At 69.8% G+C, this 19,489-nt stretch carries 19 protein-coding genes; 9 read left to right on the forward strand and 10 right to left on the reverse strand.

The genetic code is table 11. The features are described 5' to 3' along the window. Window positions 1-57 precede the first annotated feature (57 nt). The 4 genes from C5C17_RS01425 to purD form a co-directional block, all read right to left on the reverse strand. On the reverse strand, window positions 58-360 hold the full coding sequence (locus tag C5C17_RS01425) for a DUF1905 domain-containing protein (protein WP_104251586.1): 303 nt from the start codon (window positions 358-360) through the stop codon (window positions 58-60). 52 nt (window positions 361-412) lie between these two features. After that, window positions 413-1,948, reverse strand: coding sequence for a SulP family inorganic anion transporter (locus tag C5C17_RS01430; protein ID WP_258065788.1), 1,536 nt, complete (start codon window positions 1,946-1,948; stop codon window positions 413-415). 180 nt (window positions 1,949-2,128) lie between these two features. After that, window positions 2,129-3,022, reverse strand: coding sequence for a phosphoribosylaminoimidazolesuccinocarboxamide synthase (locus C5C17_RS01435; RefSeq protein ID WP_104251587.1), 894 nt, complete (start codon window positions 3,020-3,022; stop codon window positions 2,129-2,131). After that, on the reverse strand, window positions 3,019-4,302 hold the full coding sequence (purD, locus tag C5C17_RS01440; RefSeq protein WP_104251588.1) for a phosphoribosylamine--glycine ligase: 1,284 nt from the start codon (window positions 4,300-4,302) through the stop codon (window positions 3,019-3,021). The genes C5C17_RS01435 and purD overlap by 4 nt, the downstream gene beginning before the upstream one ends. A 243-nt stretch (window positions 4,303-4,545) precedes the next feature. Here purD and C5C17_RS01445 point away from each other — a divergent pair, with 243 nt between their 5' ends. Together C5C17_RS01445 and C5C17_RS01450 are read left to right on the forward strand one after the other, a co-directional pair. Next, the gene (locus C5C17_RS01445) at window positions 4,546-4,920 is read left to right on the forward strand and encodes a sterol carrier family protein (RefSeq protein WP_104251589.1); all 375 of its coding nucleotides are present in this window, start codon (window positions 4,546-4,548) and stop codon (window positions 4,918-4,920) included. 83 nt (window positions 4,921-5,003) lie between these two features. Next, a complete protein-coding gene (locus tag C5C17_RS01450) occupies window positions 5,004-5,429 on the forward strand; it encodes a hypothetical protein (RefSeq protein ID WP_104251590.1) in 426 nt (141 codons plus the stop codon). 32 nt (window positions 5,430-5,461) lie between these two features. On the opposite strand, the gene C5C17_RS01455 is transcribed toward C5C17_RS01450, so the two are convergent. The 4 genes from C5C17_RS01455 to purF form a co-directional block, all read right to left on the reverse strand. After that, a complete protein-coding gene (locus tag C5C17_RS01455) occupies window positions 5,462-6,076 on the reverse strand; it encodes an energy-coupling factor transporter transmembrane protein EcfT (protein WP_104251591.1) in 615 nt (204 codons plus the stop codon). A 90-nt stretch (window positions 6,077-6,166) separates the two neighbouring features. After that, window positions 6,167-6,868, reverse strand: coding sequence for an energy-coupling factor ABC transporter ATP-binding protein (locus C5C17_RS01460; protein WP_104251592.1), 702 nt, complete (start codon window positions 6,866-6,868; stop codon window positions 6,167-6,169). Window positions 6,869-6,919: 51 nt separating this feature from the next. Beyond that, complete coding sequence (locus C5C17_RS01465) at window positions 6,920-7,549, reverse strand: biotin transporter BioY (protein ID WP_104251593.1); 630 nt, start codon at window positions 7,547-7,549, stop codon at window positions 6,920-6,922. A 187-nt stretch (window positions 7,550-7,736) separates the two neighbouring features. Beyond that, complete coding sequence (gene purF / locus C5C17_RS01470) at window positions 7,737-9,194, reverse strand: amidophosphoribosyltransferase (protein ID WP_104251594.1); 1,458 nt, start codon at window positions 9,192-9,194, stop codon at window positions 7,737-7,739. A 193-nt stretch (window positions 9,195-9,387) separates the two neighbouring features. Here purF and purM point away from each other — a divergent pair, with 193 nt between their 5' ends. Next, window positions 9,388-10,500: a phosphoribosylformylglycinamidine cyclo-ligase gene (purM, locus tag C5C17_RS01475; protein ID WP_374953884.1), complete on the forward strand. Its 1,113-nt coding sequence runs from the start codon at window positions 9,388-9,390 to the stop codon at window positions 10,498-10,500. Window positions 10,501-10,893: 393 nt separating this feature from the next. Here purM and C5C17_RS01480 read toward each other — a convergent pair whose 3' ends face one another. Then, complete coding sequence (locus C5C17_RS01480; RefSeq protein WP_258065791.1) at window positions 10,894-11,835, reverse strand: asparaginase domain-containing protein; 942 nt, start codon at window positions 11,833-11,835, stop codon at window positions 10,894-10,896. Window positions 11,836-12,079: 244 nt separating this feature from the next. Between C5C17_RS01480 and C5C17_RS01485 the strand changes: the two genes are divergently transcribed. The 5 genes from C5C17_RS01485 (at window position 12,080) to C5C17_RS01505 (ending at window position 17,456) form a co-directional block, all read left to right on the forward strand. After that, the gene (locus C5C17_RS01485) at window positions 12,080-13,015 is read left to right on the forward strand and encodes an ABC transporter substrate-binding protein (RefSeq protein WP_104251596.1); all 936 of its coding nucleotides are present in this window, start codon (window positions 12,080-12,082) and stop codon (window positions 13,013-13,015) included. A 161-nt stretch (window positions 13,016-13,176) separates the two neighbouring features. Then, window positions 13,177-14,859, forward strand: a complete 1,683-nt coding sequence (locus tag C5C17_RS01490) for an aromatic amino acid ammonia-lyase (protein ID WP_181028426.1) — start codon at window positions 13,177-13,179, stop codon at window positions 14,857-14,859. Between the two features lie 49 nt (window positions 14,860-14,908). After that, on the forward strand, window positions 14,909-15,973 hold the full coding sequence (locus tag C5C17_RS01495) for an ABC transporter ATP-binding protein (RefSeq protein ID WP_104251598.1): 1,065 nt from the start codon (window positions 14,909-14,911) through the stop codon (window positions 15,971-15,973). Continuing rightward, window positions 15,970-16,695, forward strand: a complete 726-nt coding sequence (locus C5C17_RS01500) for an ABC transporter permease (protein WP_104251599.1) — start codon at window positions 15,970-15,972, stop codon at window positions 16,693-16,695. Before C5C17_RS01495 ends, C5C17_RS01500 begins: the two co-directional genes overlap by 4 nt. Then, window positions 16,695-17,456 carry an ABC transporter permease gene (locus C5C17_RS01505; RefSeq protein ID WP_104251600.1) on the forward strand — a complete coding sequence of 254 codons (762 nt, stop codon included), beginning with the start codon at window positions 16,695-16,697 and terminating at the stop codon, window positions 17,454-17,456. Before C5C17_RS01500 ends, C5C17_RS01505 begins: the two co-directional genes overlap by 1 nt. A gap of 272 nt (window positions 17,457-17,728) precedes the next feature. Here the strand turns inward: C5C17_RS01505 and ald are convergent, their stop codons facing one another. Continuing rightward, on the reverse strand, window positions 17,729-18,850 hold the full coding sequence (gene ald, locus C5C17_RS01510) for an alanine dehydrogenase (protein ID WP_104251601.1): 1,122 nt from the start codon (window positions 18,848-18,850) through the stop codon (window positions 17,729-17,731). Window positions 18,851-18,991: 141 nt separating this feature from the next. Between ald and C5C17_RS01515 the strand changes: the two genes are divergently transcribed. Further along, a complete protein-coding gene (locus C5C17_RS01515; protein WP_104251602.1) occupies window positions 18,992-19,474 on the forward strand; it encodes an Lrp/AsnC family transcriptional regulator in 483 nt (160 codons plus the stop codon). Window positions 19,475-19,489: the final 15 nt, after the last annotated feature.

Below are 19,489 nucleotides of genomic sequence, written 5' to 3' on the forward strand. Positions count from 1 at the left end.
GCGCGCCTCACGCGAGCACGGTCCGCGCGCACCCGGCGCATGCTCAGGTGTCCCAGGTCACCGCTCCCCGAGGTCGACGAGACGCACCTTGCCGACCACCGGCGCATCCAGCTCGAGCCCCTCGGCTTCGCGCACGGCCTTCTTGATGGGCAGGATGTAGGCGTCGTCGCTCGGGAAGATCGACGTGCGCCAGGTGGAGCCCCCGACCGTCGCTTCCACCCGCACCGAGCCGAAGCCGTGCGTGAAGCGCTCCGTGGCGGCCGCGATCCTGTCGGACGCGTCCTCGCTGAGGCTCACGAACGTCCACAGCTCACGCCGCCTGTCCCATCTCCACAGCGGATTCGAGAACGAGAACTCCATGCGACCATGATCGCGCACGAGAGCGGCCGAGGCGAGGCCCCGGCGCGAAGGGCTAGTGCCCGCCGCCCGGCAGCACGTCGCGCATCCGCTGCAGGCGAGTCTCGCTCTCGGCATTCAAGCCGGCGACCTCCACAGTGGCGCCGTGCCTCTCGTACTTCTCGATGACGGCATCGAGCGCGGCGACGGTCGACGCATCCCAGACGTGCGCCGCGCTCAGGTCGATGACCACCCGCGCCGGGTCGGACGCGTAGTCGAACTGCGCGTACAGGTCGTTCGAGGACGCGAAGAACAGCTGGCCCGTCACCGCGTACGAGGCGAGCGCGCCGTCATCCGACAGGGTCCGCCGCACGTCGACGACGTGCGCGACACGACGCGCGAAGAGCAGCACGGCGCACAGCACGCCGGCTCCGACGCCGATGGCGAGGTTGTGCGTCGCGACCGTCGCGACCACCGTCACGAGCATGACCGCCGTCTCGCTGAGCGGCATCCCGCGCAGCGTCGACGGGCGGATCGAGTGCCAGTCGAACGTCGCCCAGCACACGAAGATCATGACGGCGACCAGCGCGGCCATCGGGATGAGCGCCACCACGTCGCCCAGCAGCACCACGAGCAGCAGGAGGAAGACCCCGGCGAGGAACGTCGAGATGCGAGTCCGAGCACCCGACGCCTTCACGTTGATCATCGTCTGCCCGATCATCGCGCACCCGCCCATGCCGCCGAACAAGGCGGTGATGACGTTCGCGACGCCCTGCCCCCACGCTTCGCGGGTCTTGCTCGAACGGGTGTCCGTGATGTCGTCGACCAGCTTCGCCGTCATGAGCGACTCGAGCAGCCCGACGAATGCCATGGCGAGCGCAAACGGGAAGATGACCTGCAGCGTCTCGAACGTGAGCGGCACGTCCGGCACGAAGAACCCGGGCAGGGTGCTCGGCAGCTCGCCCTTGTCGCCAACTGTCGGAACGCTGAGCGACGCGAGCACCGTGATGAGCGTCAGCACGACGATCGCCACGAGCGGGGCTGGCACGACCGTCGTCAGCCGAGGCAGACCGAACACGATGACGAGCGCGAGCAGAGTCAGCGGATACACGAGCCACGGGACCCCGAGCAGCTCGGGCACCTGCGCCAGGAACACGAGGATCGCGAGCGCGTTCACGAACCCGACCATCACCTGGCGGGGGATGAACCGCATGAGCTTCGCGACCCCGATCACGGCGAGCAGCACCTGCAGCACACCGGCGAGGAGCACCGCCGCGATCAGGTAGTCGAGGCCGTGCGAGGCCATGAGGGGTGCGATGACGAGAGCCACAGCACCGGTCGCCGCGGAGATCATGGCGGGTCGGCCGCCCAGGATCGCGATCGAGACCGCCATCGTGAACGAGGCGAAGAGGCCCACCCGCGGGTCAACGCCCGCGATGACGGAGAACGCGATCGCCTCCGGAATCAGCGCGAGCGCCACGACCAGGCCACCGAGCACCTCCACCTTGAGCAGGCGAGGCGAGCGCAGCGTGCGCAGCACCGACTGCCGCTCCTCGGGCGAGATGGCGACCGGTGCGGCCGACGCCGGTGCGGATGTGGGGGAGGAGGGCACGGCGGGTCCAGTCTCGAGGGTGAGGAAGCAGGAGGACCCGCGCGTCCATGAGGGGCAGCGGAATTCCAGGGCGGTGTTGAGGTCGTTGAGACCGCGGAATGACGACCCTAAGTCCGCTGCGCGCGCCGAGCAAGGGGCGCGCTCGTCCGCACGGCAGCGGCCTGGCCGGGGAGGCTCGGGCTAGGCGTCGACTCCGAGGCGATCGAAGAGCTCCGCGTACCGGGCCTGGGTGCGCTCGATGATCCCGGACGGAAGCGCGGGCGGCTCACCCTGCTTGTCCCAGTTCGAGGACAGCCAGTCGCGGACGATCTGCTTGTCGAACGACGACAGCCGCTGCTTCAGGGGCAGCGCCGTGTCGGCGTACAGCTTCGCGTCCCAGTAGCGTGACGAGTCGCTTGTGAGCACCTCGTCGCCGAGCGTGATCTCGCCGTTGGCGGGATTGCGCCCGAACTCGAACTTCGTGTCGGCCAGGATCACGCCGCGCTGCTCGGCGATCGCGGACGCTTCGCGGAACACGCGCAGCGACAGGTCACGCAGGGCGACTGCATCGTCGAGGCCCACGAGCTCGATCATCTTCTCGAAGCTGATGTTCTCGTCGTGCTCACCCTGGGGCGCCTTGTAGGCCGGAGTGAAGATCGGCGCCGGAAGTCGGTCGCCGTCCTCAAGATCGGTCGGCAGTGCGATTCCGCACACGGTGCCGTGCTCGCGGTACTCGATGAGCCCCGAACCGGTCAGATAGCCGCGCACGACGCACTCGACGGGGAACATCTCGAGACGTGCGACGCGCATCGACCGCGCCGCCACGTCGGCCGGGAGGCGGGCATCCCACCCCGACGGCTCGCGCAGGTGATTCGGCACTGCAATGCGGTCGTACCACCACCGGCTCAACGCCGTGAGGCGAGCGCCCTTCCCGGGAATGCCGGGCGACAGGATGTGGTCGAATGCGCTCACGCGGTCGCTCGCGACCACGAGCAGCACGCGGTCATCGGACGGTGATTCGTACACGTCGCGCACCTTGCCGGACGAGACGTGCGACCACCCTTCGAGCGTGGGAGTCAGCGCGGCGCCGGTCACGACTGCTGCTCGCGGGCCGCGAGCTCGGCGATGTCTGCGCGGTACTGCGCGCCGTCGACGTGGATGCGCGAGAGCCCCTGGTACGCGAACGCCCGAGCCTCTGCGATGGTCGCGCCCGTGCCGACGACGTTGAGGATGCGGCCTCCGCTCGTCACGAGAGTGTCATCGTCCCGCTGGGTCGTGGCCGCCTGCAGCACCTTCACGTTCGGCTCGGCCAGCGCATCCTGCACACCTGTGATGGTGCGGCCCGACTGGACGTCCTCCGGGTAGCCCTCGCTCGCGAGCACGATCGTGACCGCCGCGTTGTCGGCGATCGCGAGCTCCTCTGGCAGGTGCCCGAGGGTGCCGGTCGCCGACGCGTACAGCAGCTCGGACAGCGGCTGGCCGAGGCGCTCGAGCACGGCCTGCGTCTCGGGGTCACCGAAGCGCGCGTTGAACTCGATGACGCGGATGCCGGCGCTCGTCACGATGAGTCCGCAGTAGAGGAGCCCCGCGAACGGCGTTCCGGACGCGCGCATCTCGTCGACGACGGGCTTCGCGACCTGGTCCACGATGAGCTTCGAGAAGGCACGCTCGCCACCGAAGCGGTCGCCGAGGAACGGGACGGGCGTATACGCGCCCATGCCGCCCGTGTTCGGGCCACCGTCGCCGGCGAGGAGGCGCTTGAAGTCCTGCGCGGGCGGGAGGGCGCGGACGTTGACCCCATCGGAGAAGACGAACTGCGACACTTCCTGGCCGTCGAGGAACTCCTCGACCAGCACGGGGCCGGCCGCGAGCCAGTGCTCGGCGTGGATGAGCGCGTCCTCGCGGCTCTCCGTCACCATGACGCCCTTGCCGGACGCGAGGCCGTCGGCCTTCACGACGTAGGGAGCGCCGAACTCGTCGATCGCCGCGGCAGCCTCGTCGAGCGTCGTCGCGAGGCGCGCGCCGCCCGTCGGCACACCGGCGCGGGACATGACGTCCTTCGCGAAGGTCTTCGAACCCTCGATCTCGGCCGCGGCCTTCGACGGACCGAAGACGGGGATGCCCGCGTCGCGCAGCGCGTCGGCGACACCCGCGACGAGCGGCGCCTCCGGGCCGATGACCACGAGGTCGAAGCCCTCGTCCTTCGCGAACTCCGTCACGAGGGACGGATTGTTCACGTCGAGCCTGATCACCTCAGACTCGGCGGCGATACCCGGGTTGCCCGGGGCCGTGACGATCGAGTGTGCGCGCTCGCTGTGGAGAGCGGCAACAATTGCGTGCTCGCGGGCACCGGATCCGAGGACGAGAATTCTCACCGCACCAGCCTAACCGGGGACGACGGCTCCCGCTCCCGCGTGAACGCAGATGACCGGCCGGCGACACCGGCGGCGCTTCTTTCAGCGTCTCGTCGCGCACCGGTCGCCAGTTTCGGTGACTGCGTCCCCGGATCACGGCGTCGGCGGAGCGAAAACACCGAAGAGTCACCGAAGTTGGCAGCCCGCCCCGGCGAGGTGCGTCGCTCACCGACTCCGTGGGTGCGGCTGGAGCACAATAAGGACGTGCCGAAACCCCGAATCGCTGACGCCGCTGGCCTCGGAGCCATCACCGCATGGTCTGAAGCTCGCGCCCAGGGGCGCCCGACCCCTCGCGCCGATGCCGCGACTGCCGTCCGTTACACCCTGCAGGCCCTCGAGGACCGCGCGCCTGGAGCGAGCGTCGAGGTTCGCGTCCCGCCGTTCGGGGCCGTGCAATGCGTCGAGGGCCCGGGCCACACGAGGGGCACGCCGCCGAACGTCATCGAGCTCGACGCCGACACCTGGCTCGAGCTGGCAACGGGCCGGACCTCATGGCGGGAGGCCTTCGACGCGAACCGCGTGCGCGCCTCAGGGACCCGCGCCGACGTCTCGGCCTGGCTGCCGCTCGTGCGCCGCTGAGGGCGTCGTGCCGCGACTGAGCCGCCAGCTCGGCCACCGCTCATCCTGCGCGCACTCACCGGGAACTGCGCGACAATGGATGCATGCTCCGCGAGAACGAACCCACTCCGCCGCGACCTGAAGGTGGTGCCGAACCGACGGCTGACCGCACGGTCCAAGCCGGCGGCGAGCTGGACGGCTACTCGGCCGAGTTCGCCGAGCTCATCGACGAAGACGAGGATGACGGCGTCCGGGAGATGGACGCGAAGGTGCACCGAGTCCCTCGCATGAGCAGCTTCCTGGTGCTCGGTGCCATCGTCGGCGTGGTGCTCGTGACGATCCTCACGTTCGCGTTCCCTCCCAACGAGGCGTTCACGCGCATCCAGGTGTTCGCGTTCCTCCTCGCATTCACGGTGCCCGTCACGCTTGCACTCGGCGGGCTCGCCGGGTACATCGCGGGTCGGGTCTCCGCGAAGCAGTCGGTCGACGCGCGTCTCATTCGCGCCGACGAGCTCGAGAACCGCAGCTAGGCGCTCTCGAGGGTTCCGATGCCACGGGGGCCTCAGTCATCGAGGCCGCGTGCGCGGAGCGCGTCTGACATGGCGTCGGCGCGACGCAGCGCTCGCACGACAAGCGGCACGGCGAAAGCACGCGGGCTGCCGCGGCGGCCGCGTGCGTACTGCGCCTGCCTCGCGGTCTCGGCGAGCTCGGCGACGAGCGGCACCGCTCGCACGCCGAGGGCGAGCTGCAGGGCGACTCTGTCGGGGTTGACGCCCAGGCGGCGGAGCGGCCGGAGCAGCCACACGATGGCGTCGATCATGTCGGTCGTGCGGGTCGTGAGGCTGACGAGGGTGGCCGCGAGGAACAGCGCGACGATCGACCCGACGACGCCGAGAGCCCGGGCGAGGTCGGCGCTCCACCACTGGAAGGCGAAGATGCCGATCAGGAAGATCCACATGGGCCGCACGCCGCGCCAGGCGTAGCGCAGGCTCAGTCGCGCGACCGCGAACCCGAGCAGCGCAGTCGCGACCGCGATGCCGGCGGCGAGCGGCGACGCGATCGCGAGCACCGCTGCGCCGGCGGCGACGAGCGCGAGCAGCTTCGCCCCTGCCGGCAGCCGGTGGACGATGGATGCCCCGGGCACGTAGACCGCGAGCGGCGAAGTGCGGTCAGCCACGTGCTGTGCCCGGCGAGAGCGGGTGCCCCACGGCGCGCCCTTGGCCGTCGAGGCGGGCGTCCCAGAACTCCGTTTGCCGGGATGCGGGCTTCACGGCGCCCCTTCGGCCTCGACCGCGGCCCGGTACGCGGCGATGGCTTCCGACGGCGACCCGTCGAAGTGGATGCGCCCCTCGTGGACCACGAGCACGCGATCGAAGGTGCGGAGCAGGTCGAGGTCGTGGGTCACGAGGACCACCTGCTGCGGCAGGCGTGCGATGCGGGCCGCGATGGCGCGCGAGTTGCGCAGGTCGAGGAGGGTCGTGGGCTCGTCGAGGATGAGGATGCTCGGCTCGGTCACGAGGACCGCCGCGAGGGCGAGCAGCTGCTTCTGCCCGCCGGAGAGGAGGTGCGCGGGGTGGTCGGCGCGGTCGGCGAGCCCGACCCGCTCGAGTGCGTGGGCCGTCCGTGCGGCGATCTCGGCCTTGCTGAGGCCCCGCCGCCCGAGACCGAAGGCGACGTCCTCGCCGACGGTCGGCATGATGATCTGCGAGTCGGGGTCGGTGAAGCAGAACCCCACGCGCCGTCGCACCTCTCGCCCGTTCCGCTTCGTGTCGAAGCCGTCGACGGACACCGTTCCGTTCGTCGGCAGCAGCAGTCCGTTGAGGAGCCTCGCGAGGCTCGACTTGCCTGAGCCGTTGGCGCCGATGATCCCGATTCGCTGCTCGCCGAGTGCGACCGAGATGTCGTCGAGCACCCATCGCCGTTGGGCGCCGTCGCCGAACGCGACGCTCACGCCGTGCAGCTCGATCATGCGCCGGCCTCGTTCATCGGGCGGAGGTGCGGGGACGCGGGGGCCGAGAGGTCACGCATCCACTGCCGGTGCCGCTGCTGCACTGGACGCGGCGTTCCGCCGGTGCCGACGACCGGAGATGAGCCCCGGGTACGCCTTGTGGACGCCACGGGCGATGAGCGCCGCGATGACCGCCTTCGCCAGGTCGCCCGGCAGGAACGCGAGAGCCGAGACGGCAGCGGCACCGAACGTGATCTGGGCCACGAGCGCGACGCCGATGATGCCGGGGACGTAGAGCACGAACACGCCGCCGACGACGGTTGCGAGGATGCCGGGCAGAAGGCGGAACGGGTTCCCGAAGCGCTCGACGAGCCAGCCGACGGCGAAGGCCGCGATCGGGAAGCCGATGAAGTAGCCGACGGTCGGGCTTGCCAGCACGGCCAGGCCGCCGCGGCCGCCAGCGAGGAGCGGGAGCCCCGCGAGCACGAGGACGTTGAAGAGCAGCAGTGCGGAGAACCCGCGCTTCGCGCCCAGCACGGCCCCCGCGAGCATGACGCCGAGGGTCTGCAGCGTGATCGGGACGCCCGGGCCGGGGATCGTGATGGCCGGCACCACGCCGAGGGCCGCCACGATGCCCGCGAACACGGCGATCTGCGTGAGGTCGCGGGTTCGGTTGCGGGGCGCGAGGGGAGCGTCGGTCATGCGAGGACTCTACCGGCGCCCCGCCCTGCCGCCCGCCTCGGGCCCGGCGTCCCGCGTCCCGTGACACATGTGGAAAACGCATGCTCGTTGCGCGACGAACATGCGTTTCCCAGATGTATGGCCCCGTCGGGCGGCAAGGATGCGCGGGCGCGGGCGCGGCCGCCGGCTGCGGCGTGCCGCCGGCTGGCTAGCTCTTCGTGTTGAGCTCGAGCCAGGCGAGGTACTCGGGGGTGACGGTTCCGGTGACGTAGTTGCCGTCGAAGCAGCTCATGTCGAGCTCCTTCACGTTCGAGCCCTCGGTGATGGCCGTGAACAGGTCGCTGACCTCCTGGTAGACGAGGCGGTCGGCGCTGATGACCGACGCGATCTCCTCGATCGAGCGGCCGGATGCGACGAGCTCGCCGCGCGATGGCATGTTGATGCCGTACACGTGCGGGTAGCGGACCGGGGGAGCGGCGGATGCGAACGTCACCGAGTTGGCGCCGGCCTGCCGGGCCATCTCGACGATCTCCTTCGACGTCGTGCCGCGCACGATCGAGTCGTCGACGAGCAGCACGTTCTTGCCGCGGAACTCGGTGGGGAGCGCGTTGAGCTTCTGGCGCACCGACTTCTTGCGCACCTTCTGCCCCGGCATGATGAACGTGCGGCCCACGTAGCGGTTCTTGTAGAAGCCCTCGCGGTAGTCGATGCCGAGGGTCTTCGCCATCTCCATCGCCGTGGGGCGGCCCGAGTCCGGGATGGGCATGACCACGTCGATGTCGCCGGCGCTGATGCTGCGCTCGACGTTCGCGGCGAGGGTCTTCCCCATGCGCAGGCGCGACTCGTAGATCGAGATGCCGTTCATGACGGAGTCGGGGCGCGCGAGGTACACGTACTCGAACGAGCAGGGCACGAGGCGCGGGTTCACGGCGCATTGGCGTGAGAACAGCTCGCCGCCCATGGAGATGAAGATAGCCTCGCCGGGCTCGACGTCGCGGACCAGGTCGTAGCCACCCGACTCGAGCACGAGCGACTCGGACGCGACGACCCACTCGTCGCGGCCGTGCTCGTCGTCGCGGCGACCGAGGACGAGGGGGCGGATGCCGAACGGGTCGCGGAAGGCGAGCAGCCCGTATCCGGAGATGAGGGCGACGGATGCGTACGAGCCCTCGACCCGGTCGTGCAGGCGGGAGATCGAGTCGAACAGCTCGTCCGGGGTGAGGTCCTCGCCGTTGATGCCGTGCTGCAGCTCGTTCGCGAGGACGTTGAGCAGCAGCTCGGTGTCGCTCGACGAGTTCAGGTGGCGGCGGTCCACGTTGAAGAGCTCCTTGCGCAGCTCTCGCGTGTTGGTGAGGTTGCCGTTGTGCACGAGGACGATGCCGTACGGCGCGTTCACGTAGAACGGCTGCACCTCGTCATCGCTCTTCGCGCTGCCAGCCGTCGCGTAGCGGACGTGGCCGAGGCCGACGTTGCCGAGCAGGTTGCGCATGTCACGGGTGCGGTAGCCCTCGCGGACCTGCCCCTTGACTTTCGCGATGTGGAACGTGTCCCCGTCAGCCGTCGCGATGCCGGACGAATCCTGGCCGCGGTGCTGCAGGAGCAGGAGGGAATCGTAGATCTGTTGGTTGACGGGACTGGTCGAGACGTGACCAACAATGCCGCACACGCTGGGGAAGCTCCAAGCACAGGTAAGCGCGCCCGTGAGGGCCCGATTTCAAGGAGGCCCACGAGGGGCCCTGAACGATGTTTCGATTTTGTCACAGCTGGCGAGTCCGCGCGCACCAGTGTGGGAAGGGTTCGCTTCCGGCGTCACCCGCGCGGCGGGCTAGGCTGTTGGGCGCATCCCCCGAGGAAAGGGCATCCCTGTGTCAGGCAACGACCTCTACGCCGCCGCTGGCGTCGACACCCGCGCGGGTGATACCGCCGTCGAGCTCATGAAGCGCGCCGTCCAGGCGACCCACGGACCAGAAGTGCTCGGCGGCGTCGGCGGTTTCGCGGGCCTCTTCGACGCGTCGCGTCTGACGTCGTTCACGAAGCCCATCCTCGCCACGTCGACGGACGGTGTCGGAACGAAGGTCGCGATCGCGCAGGCCATCGACAAGCACGACACCATCGGGCAGGACCTCGTGGCGATGGTCGTTGACGACATCATCGTCGTGGGCGCGGAGCCCCTCTTCATGACCGACTACATCGCCTGCGGCCGCGTGGTGCCTGAGCGCATCGCCTCGATCGTCGAGGGCATCGCGAAGGCGTGCGCCGAGACCGGCACCGCGCTGACCGGCGGCGAGACGGCAGAGCACCCCGGCCTTCTCGGGCCAGACGACTACGACGTGGCGGGTGCCGCAGTCGGCGTCGTCGAAGCCGACCGGATGCTCGGACCAGAGCGCGTGCAGCACGGCGACGTCGTCATCTCGATCGCGTCGAGCGGCCTCCACTCGAACGGCTACTCGCTGGTTCGCCGCATCATCGCCGACCAGGGTCTCGCCTTCACGGACACCTCAGCGGAGCTGGGCGGGGTCGTCGGCGAAGTGCTCCTCGAGCCGACGCGCCTCTACACCGGCCCGCTCGTCCGTCTTCTCGCCGAGCCAGCCCTCGACGGCGCCGTGCACGCCTTCAGCCACGTCACCGGCGGCGGCATCGCAGCGAACCTCGCCCGCGTCCTCCCGCAGGGCGCGTGGATCGAGCTCGACCGCGGCGCCTGGTCCCCGAACGACATCTTCCGCGTCCTCGCGGGCTTTGCCGGCACCGACCTCGAGTCGACGGAAGGCACCTGGAACCTCGGCATCGGCATGTTCGCGGTCGTCGACGCGCAGCGCGCATCCGCGGTCGTCGAGTGGCTCGAGGCCGCTGGCCTCCCCTCCTGGGTCGCTGGCACCATCTCGACCGAGGCCCGCGACTTCGACGGCTTCGAGCAGGGCGCCAAGGGCGTCGACGGCGGCGCCGTGCGCCTCGTCGGCAGCTACGCCGGCTAGCAGGACGGGAGTCGCCGCTTCTCGCGGACGGACGAAGAAGCGCGGCCACGAGCACGCGGGTCTTCGCGCGGCCTGACCAACATCAGTGCAATAGACGCGATCCGAGGGCGTTTCGGCGCTCTCGGGCCCGATATCGCACTGATGTTGGACAGGCGTCCGCGCAACGTCGAAGCGGCGCCCGGAAAATCCGCGCCCACCTGGCCAAGGTCAGTGCTGAAACGGCCGGGTTCGCGCGTTGTGGGGCATCCGTCGCCCTCTCGTCCCGGAAGTTGGACAGGCGTCCGTAGCGGCTGAACTCACCCGGGTCGAAAAGCCGCAGCGCACGGTCCGCCGCCGCACTCCCGCGCAGCGGCAAAGGCAAAGGCGGGATGGCGCCGCCTGCGCCCCGCACCGCTACTCGGCGGCGAACGCCGCCGCGATCTCCTCGCCGGTCGCCTCGTTGGCGAGGAGGGCGGCGAGCAGGATGCGCGCCTGTCCGGCACGCAGCACCGCGGCGTGGATGGCGCCGACGACCGCGAGGTCGTGCCCGCCCCCGCCTCCGCCGTAGCTGGCCTTGAGGACGCCGAAGGGCACGCGGCTCGAGACGACGAGCGGGATGTCGGAAGCCTGGCACTCCCATGCGGCGGAGACGATGCTCTGGCTGGCGTTGCCGGAGCCGAGGCCGACGAGCACGATGCCCTGCACGCCGGCTTCGAGGCTCGCGTGCAGGTGTGTGGCGTCGCCGCCCGGCATGACGGCGACGGTGTCGACGCGCATTCCGGTGACCGGTGCCGGCAGATGCAGCCGGCGGGCGGGCCTGTCGGTGACGCTCCGGAATGCATCCGCCCGGTCCGCGGATGCCTTCGTGAGGCCCCACGCCTTGAGCAGTCGGCCGCCGAACGCGACGAGCACGCCTCGCCCGCGATTGGCGGGATCGAGCGCGGCGGCGAGGGCTGCGGCGACGTTCGCGGGACCGTCCGGCGCCTCAGACTCGGCGGTGAACTGCGAACCGGTGAAGATGACGGGCTTCGAGCTCTTGAGCTGCAGGTCGGTGAGCAGCGACGACTCCTCCATGGAGTCGGTGCCGTGCAGCACGATGACGGCGCTGACCTCGTCGTCCTCGACCTGGCGGCGCACCTCGTCGCTGATGGACTGCATCTCGCCGAGGGTGAGGCTCGACGAGTCGACGGCCATGAGGTTCACGGGCCGCAGGCGGGCGCCGGGCGCGTCTGCCCCTGCGAGCAGCGCATCCGCGCCGAGACTGGGCGTCGTCGCCCCCGAGGCGGTTGTCGTGCTGGCGATGGTGCCGCCCGTCGCGATGACGGCGATGAGGGGAAGAGGCGCAGTGGTCGTCACGGTCACATGTCTACCCGGTTTCGCTGGGGCCTGCGTTGGGGGTCGGCTTCGCCGACGTCGCCGAGATCCAATCGAGATGTGCGGCGCGAGCCGAGGGAACACGGGAGCTTTCCCGTGCGTTGGGCACGTAACACAGAGTTAATTCGCGCCTTCCGGGAAGCGCGTCCCGAATTCATGGGGCACATTCCTAAGATGGCCGCACATCACTGATGTTCTGGCTACCGCCGAAGATAGGGAAACCCCAATGCAGAAGACACGCCTGATCACTGGAGGCATCGCTGCGCTTGCAGCGATCGGTCTCCTCTCAGCCTGCTCGAACCCGACCGCCCCCGACGCTGGAACGGACGAGGGAGCAGCGTCCAGCGACACCATCGTCGTCTCCTCGGCGAACTTCCCGGAGTCGGAGATCATCGGCAACCTGTACGCGGAAGCGCTCAAGGATGCTGGCTTCACCGTCGAGACGCAGTTCAACATCGGCTCGCGCGAGGCGTACATCCCGGCGCTGTCGGACGGATCGATCGACCTGATCCCCGACTACACCGGCAACCTGCTCATCTTCCTCGACCCCGAGGCGGACACCTCCGATGCGGAGACCATCAACACAGGTCTCACCGCGGCACTCGAGGCGGAGGGCCTCACGGGCCTCACCCCGGCCGAGGCCGAGGACAAGGACGCGGTCGTCGTCACGAAGGAGACCGCTGAGAAGTGGAACCTGACGACCATCGCCGACCTCGCCGCGCACAACGCCGAGATCACCTACGGTGCCCCGGCGGAGTTCCAGGAGCGCCCGCAGGGCCTGCCCGGCCTGAAGGCGAACTACGGTGTCGAGCCCAGCGCCTTCACCCCCATCGCCGACGGTGGCGGACCGGCAACGGTCGACGCGCTCGTCAGCGGACAGGTGCAGGTGGCGAACATCTTCACCACGTCGCCCGCGATCGTCGAGAACGACCTGGTCGTGCTCGAGGACCCGAAGAACAACTTCCCGGCGCAGCAGGTCGTCCCGGTCGGCAACACCGAGAAGCTCACCCCCGAGGTCGCCGAGGTCATCGACGCCATCTCGGCGCAGCTGACCACCGACGAGCTCATCGCGCTGAACACGCGGGTCTCGGGCGAGGAGAAGGTCGAGCCGACCAAGGCCGCGACCGACTGGCTCACCGAGAAGGGCCTCCTCGGCGCCTAGGCACCGAAGCACCTGCACGACCGCCCTGAGGGTGGATGCGGCCGGCCAAGCGCCGTCCGCATCCACACCTCCTGGCGGCACCACAAGGCACAACCGCCAAACCCACCTCCCCCGCTTTCTTCACCCCTCAAGTTCCAAGATCCACCAGAAGCGAGTTCCGGATGCAGCAGCACGCAGACGCCGAGCAGCGGCCGCAAGTGCGCCCCACGATGCGCCCCAACAGGCGTGCCGCGCAGGCGAAGCGCTCGGTCACGGACGGGTCGTCCGCTGGCGTCAACGCGCTCGCGGGGACCAGCGCTGAGGCGTCGCTGCCGCTCTCGAGCTTCGTCATCGGCCGCGACCGAATGACGCCGCGCATCCTGGAGCGGCTGGCGGTCACGGTCGGCCACCTCGACATCGACCCGCACGTCCGGGTCCGGCTCGCGGAGGCCCGCGGCGTCATCGAGAGCGTCATGGCGCGCGGCGAGCCCGCGTACGGCGTGAATCGCGGCCTCGGCCCGCTGCGCGACCAGGAGATTCCCGAGGAGCTGCAGCACGCGTTCCAGCTGTTCGTCCTCGCGTCCCACGACGCGGCCGTCGGCAGGAACCTCACCCCGATCGAGGCTCGCTCCGTCATGCTCGCGCGCCTCGCCGTCATGGCGCAGGGCAATTCGGGTGCGACGACGTCGCTCTTCGAGGGGCTGCGCTGCCTCCTCGAATGCGGCGTGACCCCCGCCATCCCGTCAGAGGGCTCCGTCGGCGCGGCGGACCTGTCCATGCTCGCGGCGATCGGCAACGTGCTCGTCGGCCGCGGCCGGGTGCTCGACGAGACGGGCACGCAGACCGTCCCCGCCCGCGAGGCGCTCGCGACGGCAGGGCTCGTCCCGCTCGAGCTCGCCGCGAAGGACGGCCTCGCCCTCGTCGGCGCGAACGCCGCCTCGGTGGGCATCGCCGCCCTCACCTCCGTGCGACTCGACCGCTTCACCGCCTCAGCGGACCTCGTCGTCGCCCACACCTTCGACGCCCTCAACGGCAGCGTCAAGGGCTTCCAGGAGAAGGTCGTAGCGGCGCGACCCCACCCAGGTCAGATCCGCGCCGCCGCCCGGTTCCGCTCGCTCCTCGGCTCGAGTCGCGCCTACGGCCCTGCGACGGCAGGCTCACTGCAGGACCCGCTCTCCATGCGCACCGTCCCGCAGGTGCACGGCACGCTCATCGAGCAGGCGGATGTGCTGCGCGAGTCGGTCACGGTCGAGTTGAACGCGCGCAGCGAGAACCCGTACATCGACGTCGACAACGACGTCATCATCTCCAACGGCAACTTCTCGACGATCCAGATGGCGATCACCGCCGATTCCGTCCGCCTCCTCCTCGCGCACTTCGGCATCATGAGCGAGCGGCGCTGCTCCCTCATGATCAGGCGCCTCCGCTCCGAGCGCTCGCTTGTCGAGCAGGTGCTGTCGATCGACGACGCCGAGCATCCGTTCGTGCCCGTCATCCTCGCGAACACGGCCTCATCGCTCATGGCGCGACTCCAGCAGCTCGCGGCGCCCGTCTCGCACCTCGGCGGGGTCGTCGGCGATGGCGTCGAGGACCACAACGCGCAGGGCTACCTCGCCGTGCGCCTCCTCGAGGACAGCCTGGAGGCCGCCGAGCGGCTCCTCGCGATCGAGGCGCTGCTCGCAGTCGGAGTGGGCGTCGCAGCCCCCGCGCCTTCAATGAAGGACCGAGCCCCGCTCGTGGTGCAGCTCTCGAAGCGCATCCGTGAAACGCTTGCGCTCAACGACCCCGCCATCATGACCTCTCAGCGAATCGACCGCGTGCGCGCCGACATCGCCGAGCTGAGCGAGCACGTGCAGGACGCGTGAGCCGTCGGCTCTCGCACCACGATCACCCCGTCCCCAGCCAAGGAGCAGCATGATCACCTTCGAGAGCGTCACCAAGACGTATCCGGACGGCACCACCGCGGTCAACGACCTCAGCCTCGACATCGAGGAAGGCTCCTTCACGGCGTTCGTCGGCCCCAGCGGATGCGGCAAGACGACGTCGATGCGCATGATCAACAAGATGATCGACGCGTCGAGCGGCCGCATCACGGTCGCGGGCAAGGACGTCGCGGATGTGCCCTCGACGCAGCTGCGACTCGGCATCGGCTATGTCATCCAGAACGCGGGCCTCTTCCCGCATCGGACCGTGCTCGACAACGTCGCGACCGTGCTCCGGCTCAAGGGCGTGCCCGCGAAGGAGGCCCGCGCCAAGGCGATGGACGCCATCGAGCGGGTTCGCCTCCGCCCCGAGCTCGTGCACCGCTACCCCGCCGACCTGTCGGGCGGCCAGCAGCAGCGTGTGGGCGTGGCCCGTGCGCTCGCGGCCGACCCGCCGATCCTGCTCATGGACGAGCCGTTCAGCGCCGTCGACCCTGTCGTGCGCGACGAGCTGCAGCAGGAGATGATCCGCCTGCAGCGCGAGCTGAAGAAGACGATCGTGTTCGTGACGCACGACATCGACGAGGCCCTCATCCTCGGCGACAAGATCGCCGTCTTCGGCCCTGGCGGCGTGCTGCACCAGTACGCGGCGGCCGAGGAGGTCATGACACGGCCGGCGAACACGTTCGTGTCCAGCATGATCTCGAAGGACCGCGGCTACCGCGCTCTCACGTTCCGGGATGCCGCGCTCGCCGCGGAGCCCCTCGCCGAGCCGGTCGCCGGCATCATCAGCCTCGACCCACACAACTCCGAGTGGTCGCTCGCCGTCGACGACAACGGCCGCCCCGACGCCTGGCTGCACCGCGCGAGCTCGCTGCGCGTCCCCGTCGGCGCGGTCGTCACCCTCGACGACAACCTGCGCCGGTCGCTGGATGCGGTGCTCGCCTCCCCGGCGGGCCTGGCCGTCGTCGTCGACGAGGCCGGCGTCGCCGCCGGCGTCGTGCGCGGCGAGACGGTGTTCGCGCGCGTCGCCGACTCGAGCGGCGACCGGTCATGAACTGGCTCATCGCGAACTGGGACACCGTCTGGCCCATCATCATCCAGCACGCGATGCTCTCGGTCGTGCCGACGGTGCTCGGCCTCGTCATCGCGCTGCCGCTCGGGATGCTGCTCGTCGGGCGCCCCCGGGGTCGCGCGGTCGCGATCGTCGTCGCGAGCATCGTGTTCACGATCCCGTCGCTCGCGCTGTTCGTGGTCATCCCCTCGATCGTCGGCACGCCGATCATCAGCCCTCTCAACGTGGTCATCGCGCTGACGCTCTACTCGACGGCGCTGCTCATCCGCACCGTGCTCGAGTCGCTCGACGCCGTGCCCGCCGACGTGAAGGACGCGTCGAGCGCCATCGGCTTCTCGGCGATCAAACGGGTCGTCGCGGTCGAGCTGCCCCTCGCCATCCCGGTGCTCGTCGCCGGCCTCAGAGTGGTCGCCGTCACCAACGTCTCGCTCGTCTCGGTCGGCGCCGTCATCGGCGTCGGCGGCCTCGGCCAGCTCTTCACCGCCGGCTTCCAGCGCGACTACCCTGACCAGATCTTCGCGGGCATCATCACGATCCTCGTCCTCGCGTTCATCTTCGACCGCATCATCGCCCTCATCGGCGTCGCGACCACGCCGTGGCTTCGCAGCGGTCGCGTGAAGGCGAAGCGCGCGTCGAAGCGCGCACCCAGCGAGCGCACGGAGACCGCCATGCTCGACACCGTCATCGGGAAGGGCAACGTCTGATGTTCAACGAGATGCTGTCCTACTTCCTCGACCCGGCCAACTGGGTCGGCTCCGCGAGCATCCCGGCCCGCGTCGGCGAGCACCTCTGGTACTCGCTGCTCGCCGTCGCACTCGCCGCCGTCATCGCGTTCCCGCTCGGCCTCGTCATCGGCCACACCGGCAAGGGCACGACCTTCATCGTCGCCACCGCCAACGTGCTCCGGGCGCTCCCCAGCCTGGGCCTCATGACGCTGCTCGTGCTGCTCATGGGCCTCGGCCTGTTCCCGCCCGTGATCGCGCTGGTCATCCTCGCCGTTCCGCCGCTCCTCGCGGGCGTCTACTCGGGTGTCGCCAACGTGAGCCGAGCGACCGTGGATGCCGCGCGAGCCATGGGCATGACCGAGTGGCAGATCGTGTGGCAGGTCGAACTGCCCAACGCCATGCCGCTCATCGTCGCCGGCCTCCGCAGCGCGGTGCTGCAGGTCATCGCGACCGCGACCATCGCGGCCTACGTCAACCTCGGCGGCCTCGGACGCTACATCTTCGACGGCCTGGCCGTCACCGACTACGGGCGCGTGCTCGTCGGCGCGATCCTCGTGACGCTCCTCGCGCTGGTCGTCGATGGCGTCCTCGCGCTGCTCGGGCGCCTCGTCGTCCCCGGCCGGAAGAAGCGCGGTCCGAAGGGTTCCGGTTCCGGTTTCGGTTCCGGGCCGGGCTCGAGCGCCGGTGCCGTCTTCGGTGCGACCGCCGCATCCACGAGCGTCGCCACGACCAGCGCGTAGCTGTGCGGTCGGCGTCTGCGCGGGTTCCCTGGCCTGCGCTGGCGCCCCGGCATGCGCTGGCGCCCCGGTCCCCGGCCCGGGCACAGGCCACACAGTGCGATCGCTACCAGCCAAGTGGCCCTTCTGGATACTCCAGAAGGGCCACTTGGCTGGCGGCGTCGGCGCGGGGCCCGGGGCCATTTGGCTGGCAGCGATCGAGGCGCGGGCCGCGCGCAGCGGGGGCGTTCGCCTCGGCGCACACGGGCGGATCGGATCCTGGCAGCGCGCGGCGGTCACTCCGCGGCGAGGACCTCGTCGACGGGGCGGTACTCGAGGCCGAGGGCCGTCGCGACACCGCGGTTGGTGATGTGCCCGCCGTGCACGTTGAGGCCGAGCGCGAGCGCCGGGTTCTCCTGCATGGCCCGCTTCCACCCCTTGTCGGCGATGGCGGTCACGTACGGCAGCGTCGCGTTCGTGAGCGCGCGCGTCGAGGTCTCCGGCACGGCGCCAGGCATGTTGGCGACGCAGTAGTAGATCGAGTTGTGCACGGGGAACGTCGGGTCGTCGTGGGTCGTCGGGTGGGAGCCCTCGAAGCATCCGCCCTGGTCGATGGCGATGTCGACGAGCACCGACCCGTGCTTCATGCCGGCGACCATCTCGTCGGTCACGAGCTTCGGCGCGGCGGCGCCCGGGATGAGGACGGAGCCGACGACGAGATCGGCCTCGGCGAGCTGCGCCGCGATCTCGTACGCCGAGGAGGCACGCGTCTGGATCTTGCCCTGGAACTGCACCTCGAGCTCCCGGAGCCGGGGGATGTTGAGGTCGATGATGGTGACATCGGCGCCCATGCCGACGGCGTTCGCGGCCGCGTGCTCGCCAGCGACGCCGCCGCCGATGACGACGACCTTCGCCTTCGGCGTTCCGGGGACGCCGCCGAGCAGCATGCCGCGTCCGCCGGCGGCCTTCATGAGGTGGTACGCGCCGACCTGCGTCGCGAGGCGGCCAGCGACCTCGCTCATGGGGGTGAGCAGCGGCAGTGAGCGGTTCGGCAGCTGCACCGTCTCGTAGGCGATCGCGGTGGTGCCCGCGCCGGCGAGCGCCTCCGCCTGCGCCCGGTCGGCGGCGAGGTGCAGGTAGGTGAAGAGCACGAGGTCTGGCCGCATGTGCCGGTACTCGGAGGCGACGGGCTCCTTGACCTTGAGGAGCAGCTCTGCGCGCGCCCACACCTCGTCGGCGGTCGCGAGGATGCGTGCACCGGCGGCCTCGTAGGCGTCGTCGGTAATGGCGGAGCCCAGCCCGGCGCCCGACTCGATGAGCACCTCGTGGCCGTGCCGCACGAGTTCGTGCACTCCGGCGGGCGTGATGGCGACGCGGTTCTCGTTGTTCTTGATCTCGGCAGGGATCCCGATGCGCATGATGACCTCGTTGTGTTCGTGCTGATTCGGTGCTGTTCTTCGGAGATCATGTGCAGAAAGTGTTTCGAACGGGTTGAGAGCCGCAGGGATCACGGTTCTTGGGTCAGTATTGGTAGAAATCTGTGATTGGAGGGGACGCGCATGGCTGGAACACCGAAGGAACTTCGGGGCGTGGATGCCGGGTTGCTGGACGACGTCGACCGTCAGCTCGTGGATCTGCTCCAGGTGAACTCCCGCCAGTCGAACACGCAGCTCGCGAATGCCGTGGGCATCGCGCAGTCGACGTGCATCGCGCGCGTGCGCTCGCTCGTCGATCGGGGCATCATCACGCGCTTCACCGCCGATGTCGGGCTACCGCAGCTTGGCCTCGCCCTCCAGGCCCTGATCAGCGTCAACATCCGCTCCGGGCAGCGTCAGGAGCTCGCCCACTTCGCAGATGAGATGCGGGGCCTGCCCGAGGTGGTGCAGATCTTCTTCCTCGGCGGCTCGGAGGACTTCATCGTGCACGTGGCCGTGCGTGACTCGAACGATGTCCGTGAGTTCGTGGTGGCGAACCTCTCGACGCACCCGGCCGTCGCATCCACGCGCACGAGCATCGTCTTCGACCACCACCGCATCCGCTGAACTGAGCTGCCTGCG

This window comes from Pseudoclavibacter sp. RFBA6 (genome assembly GCF_002931575.1).
GTDB classification, from domain to species: Bacteria; Actinomycetota; Actinomycetes; order Actinomycetales; family Microbacteriaceae; genus Pseudoclavibacter; species Pseudoclavibacter terrae.

Excerpts from the sequence above, each read along its gene's own strand:
- C5C17_RS01450 (WP_104251590.1), top strand. The coding sequence starts at position 5,004 with ATGCTCCGCGAGAACGAACCCACTCCGCCGCGACCTGAAGGTGGTGCC.
- C5C17_RS01515 (WP_104251602.1), top strand. The coding sequence starts at position 18,992 with ATGGCTGGAACACCGAAGGAACTTCGGGGCGTGGATGCCGGGTTGCTG.
- C5C17_RS01495 (WP_104251598.1), top strand. The coding sequence starts at position 14,909 with ATGATCACCTTCGAGAGCGTCACCAAGACGTATCCGGACGGCACCACC.
- C5C17_RS01490 (WP_181028426.1), top strand. The coding sequence starts at position 13,177 with ATGCAGCAGCACGCAGACGCCGAGCAGCGGCCGCAAGTGCGCCCCACG.
- C5C17_RS01465 (WP_104251593.1), bottom strand. The coding sequence starts at position 7,549 with ATGACCGACGCTCCCCTCGCGCCCCGCAACCGAACCCGCGACCTCACG.
- C5C17_RS01485 (WP_104251596.1), top strand. The coding sequence starts at position 12,080 with ATGCAGAAGACACGCCTGATCACTGGAGGCATCGCTGCGCTTGCAGCG.
- C5C17_RS01500 (WP_104251599.1), top strand. The coding sequence starts at position 15,970 with ATGAACTGGCTCATCGCGAACTGGGACACCGTCTGGCCCATCATCATC.
- ald (WP_104251601.1), bottom strand. The coding sequence starts at position 18,850 with ATGCGCATCGGGATCCCTGCCGAGATCAAGAACAACGAGAACCGCGTC.
- C5C17_RS01425 (WP_104251586.1), bottom strand. The coding sequence starts at position 360 with ATGGAGTTCTCGTTCTCGAATCCGCTGTGGAGATGGGACAGGCGGCGT.
- C5C17_RS01505 (WP_104251600.1), top strand. The coding sequence starts at position 16,695 with ATGTTCAACGAGATGCTGTCCTACTTCCTCGACCCGGCCAACTGGGTC.
- C5C17_RS01460 (WP_104251592.1), bottom strand. The coding sequence starts at position 6,868 with ATGATCGAGCTGCACGGCGTGAGCGTCGCGTTCGGCGACGGCGCCCAA.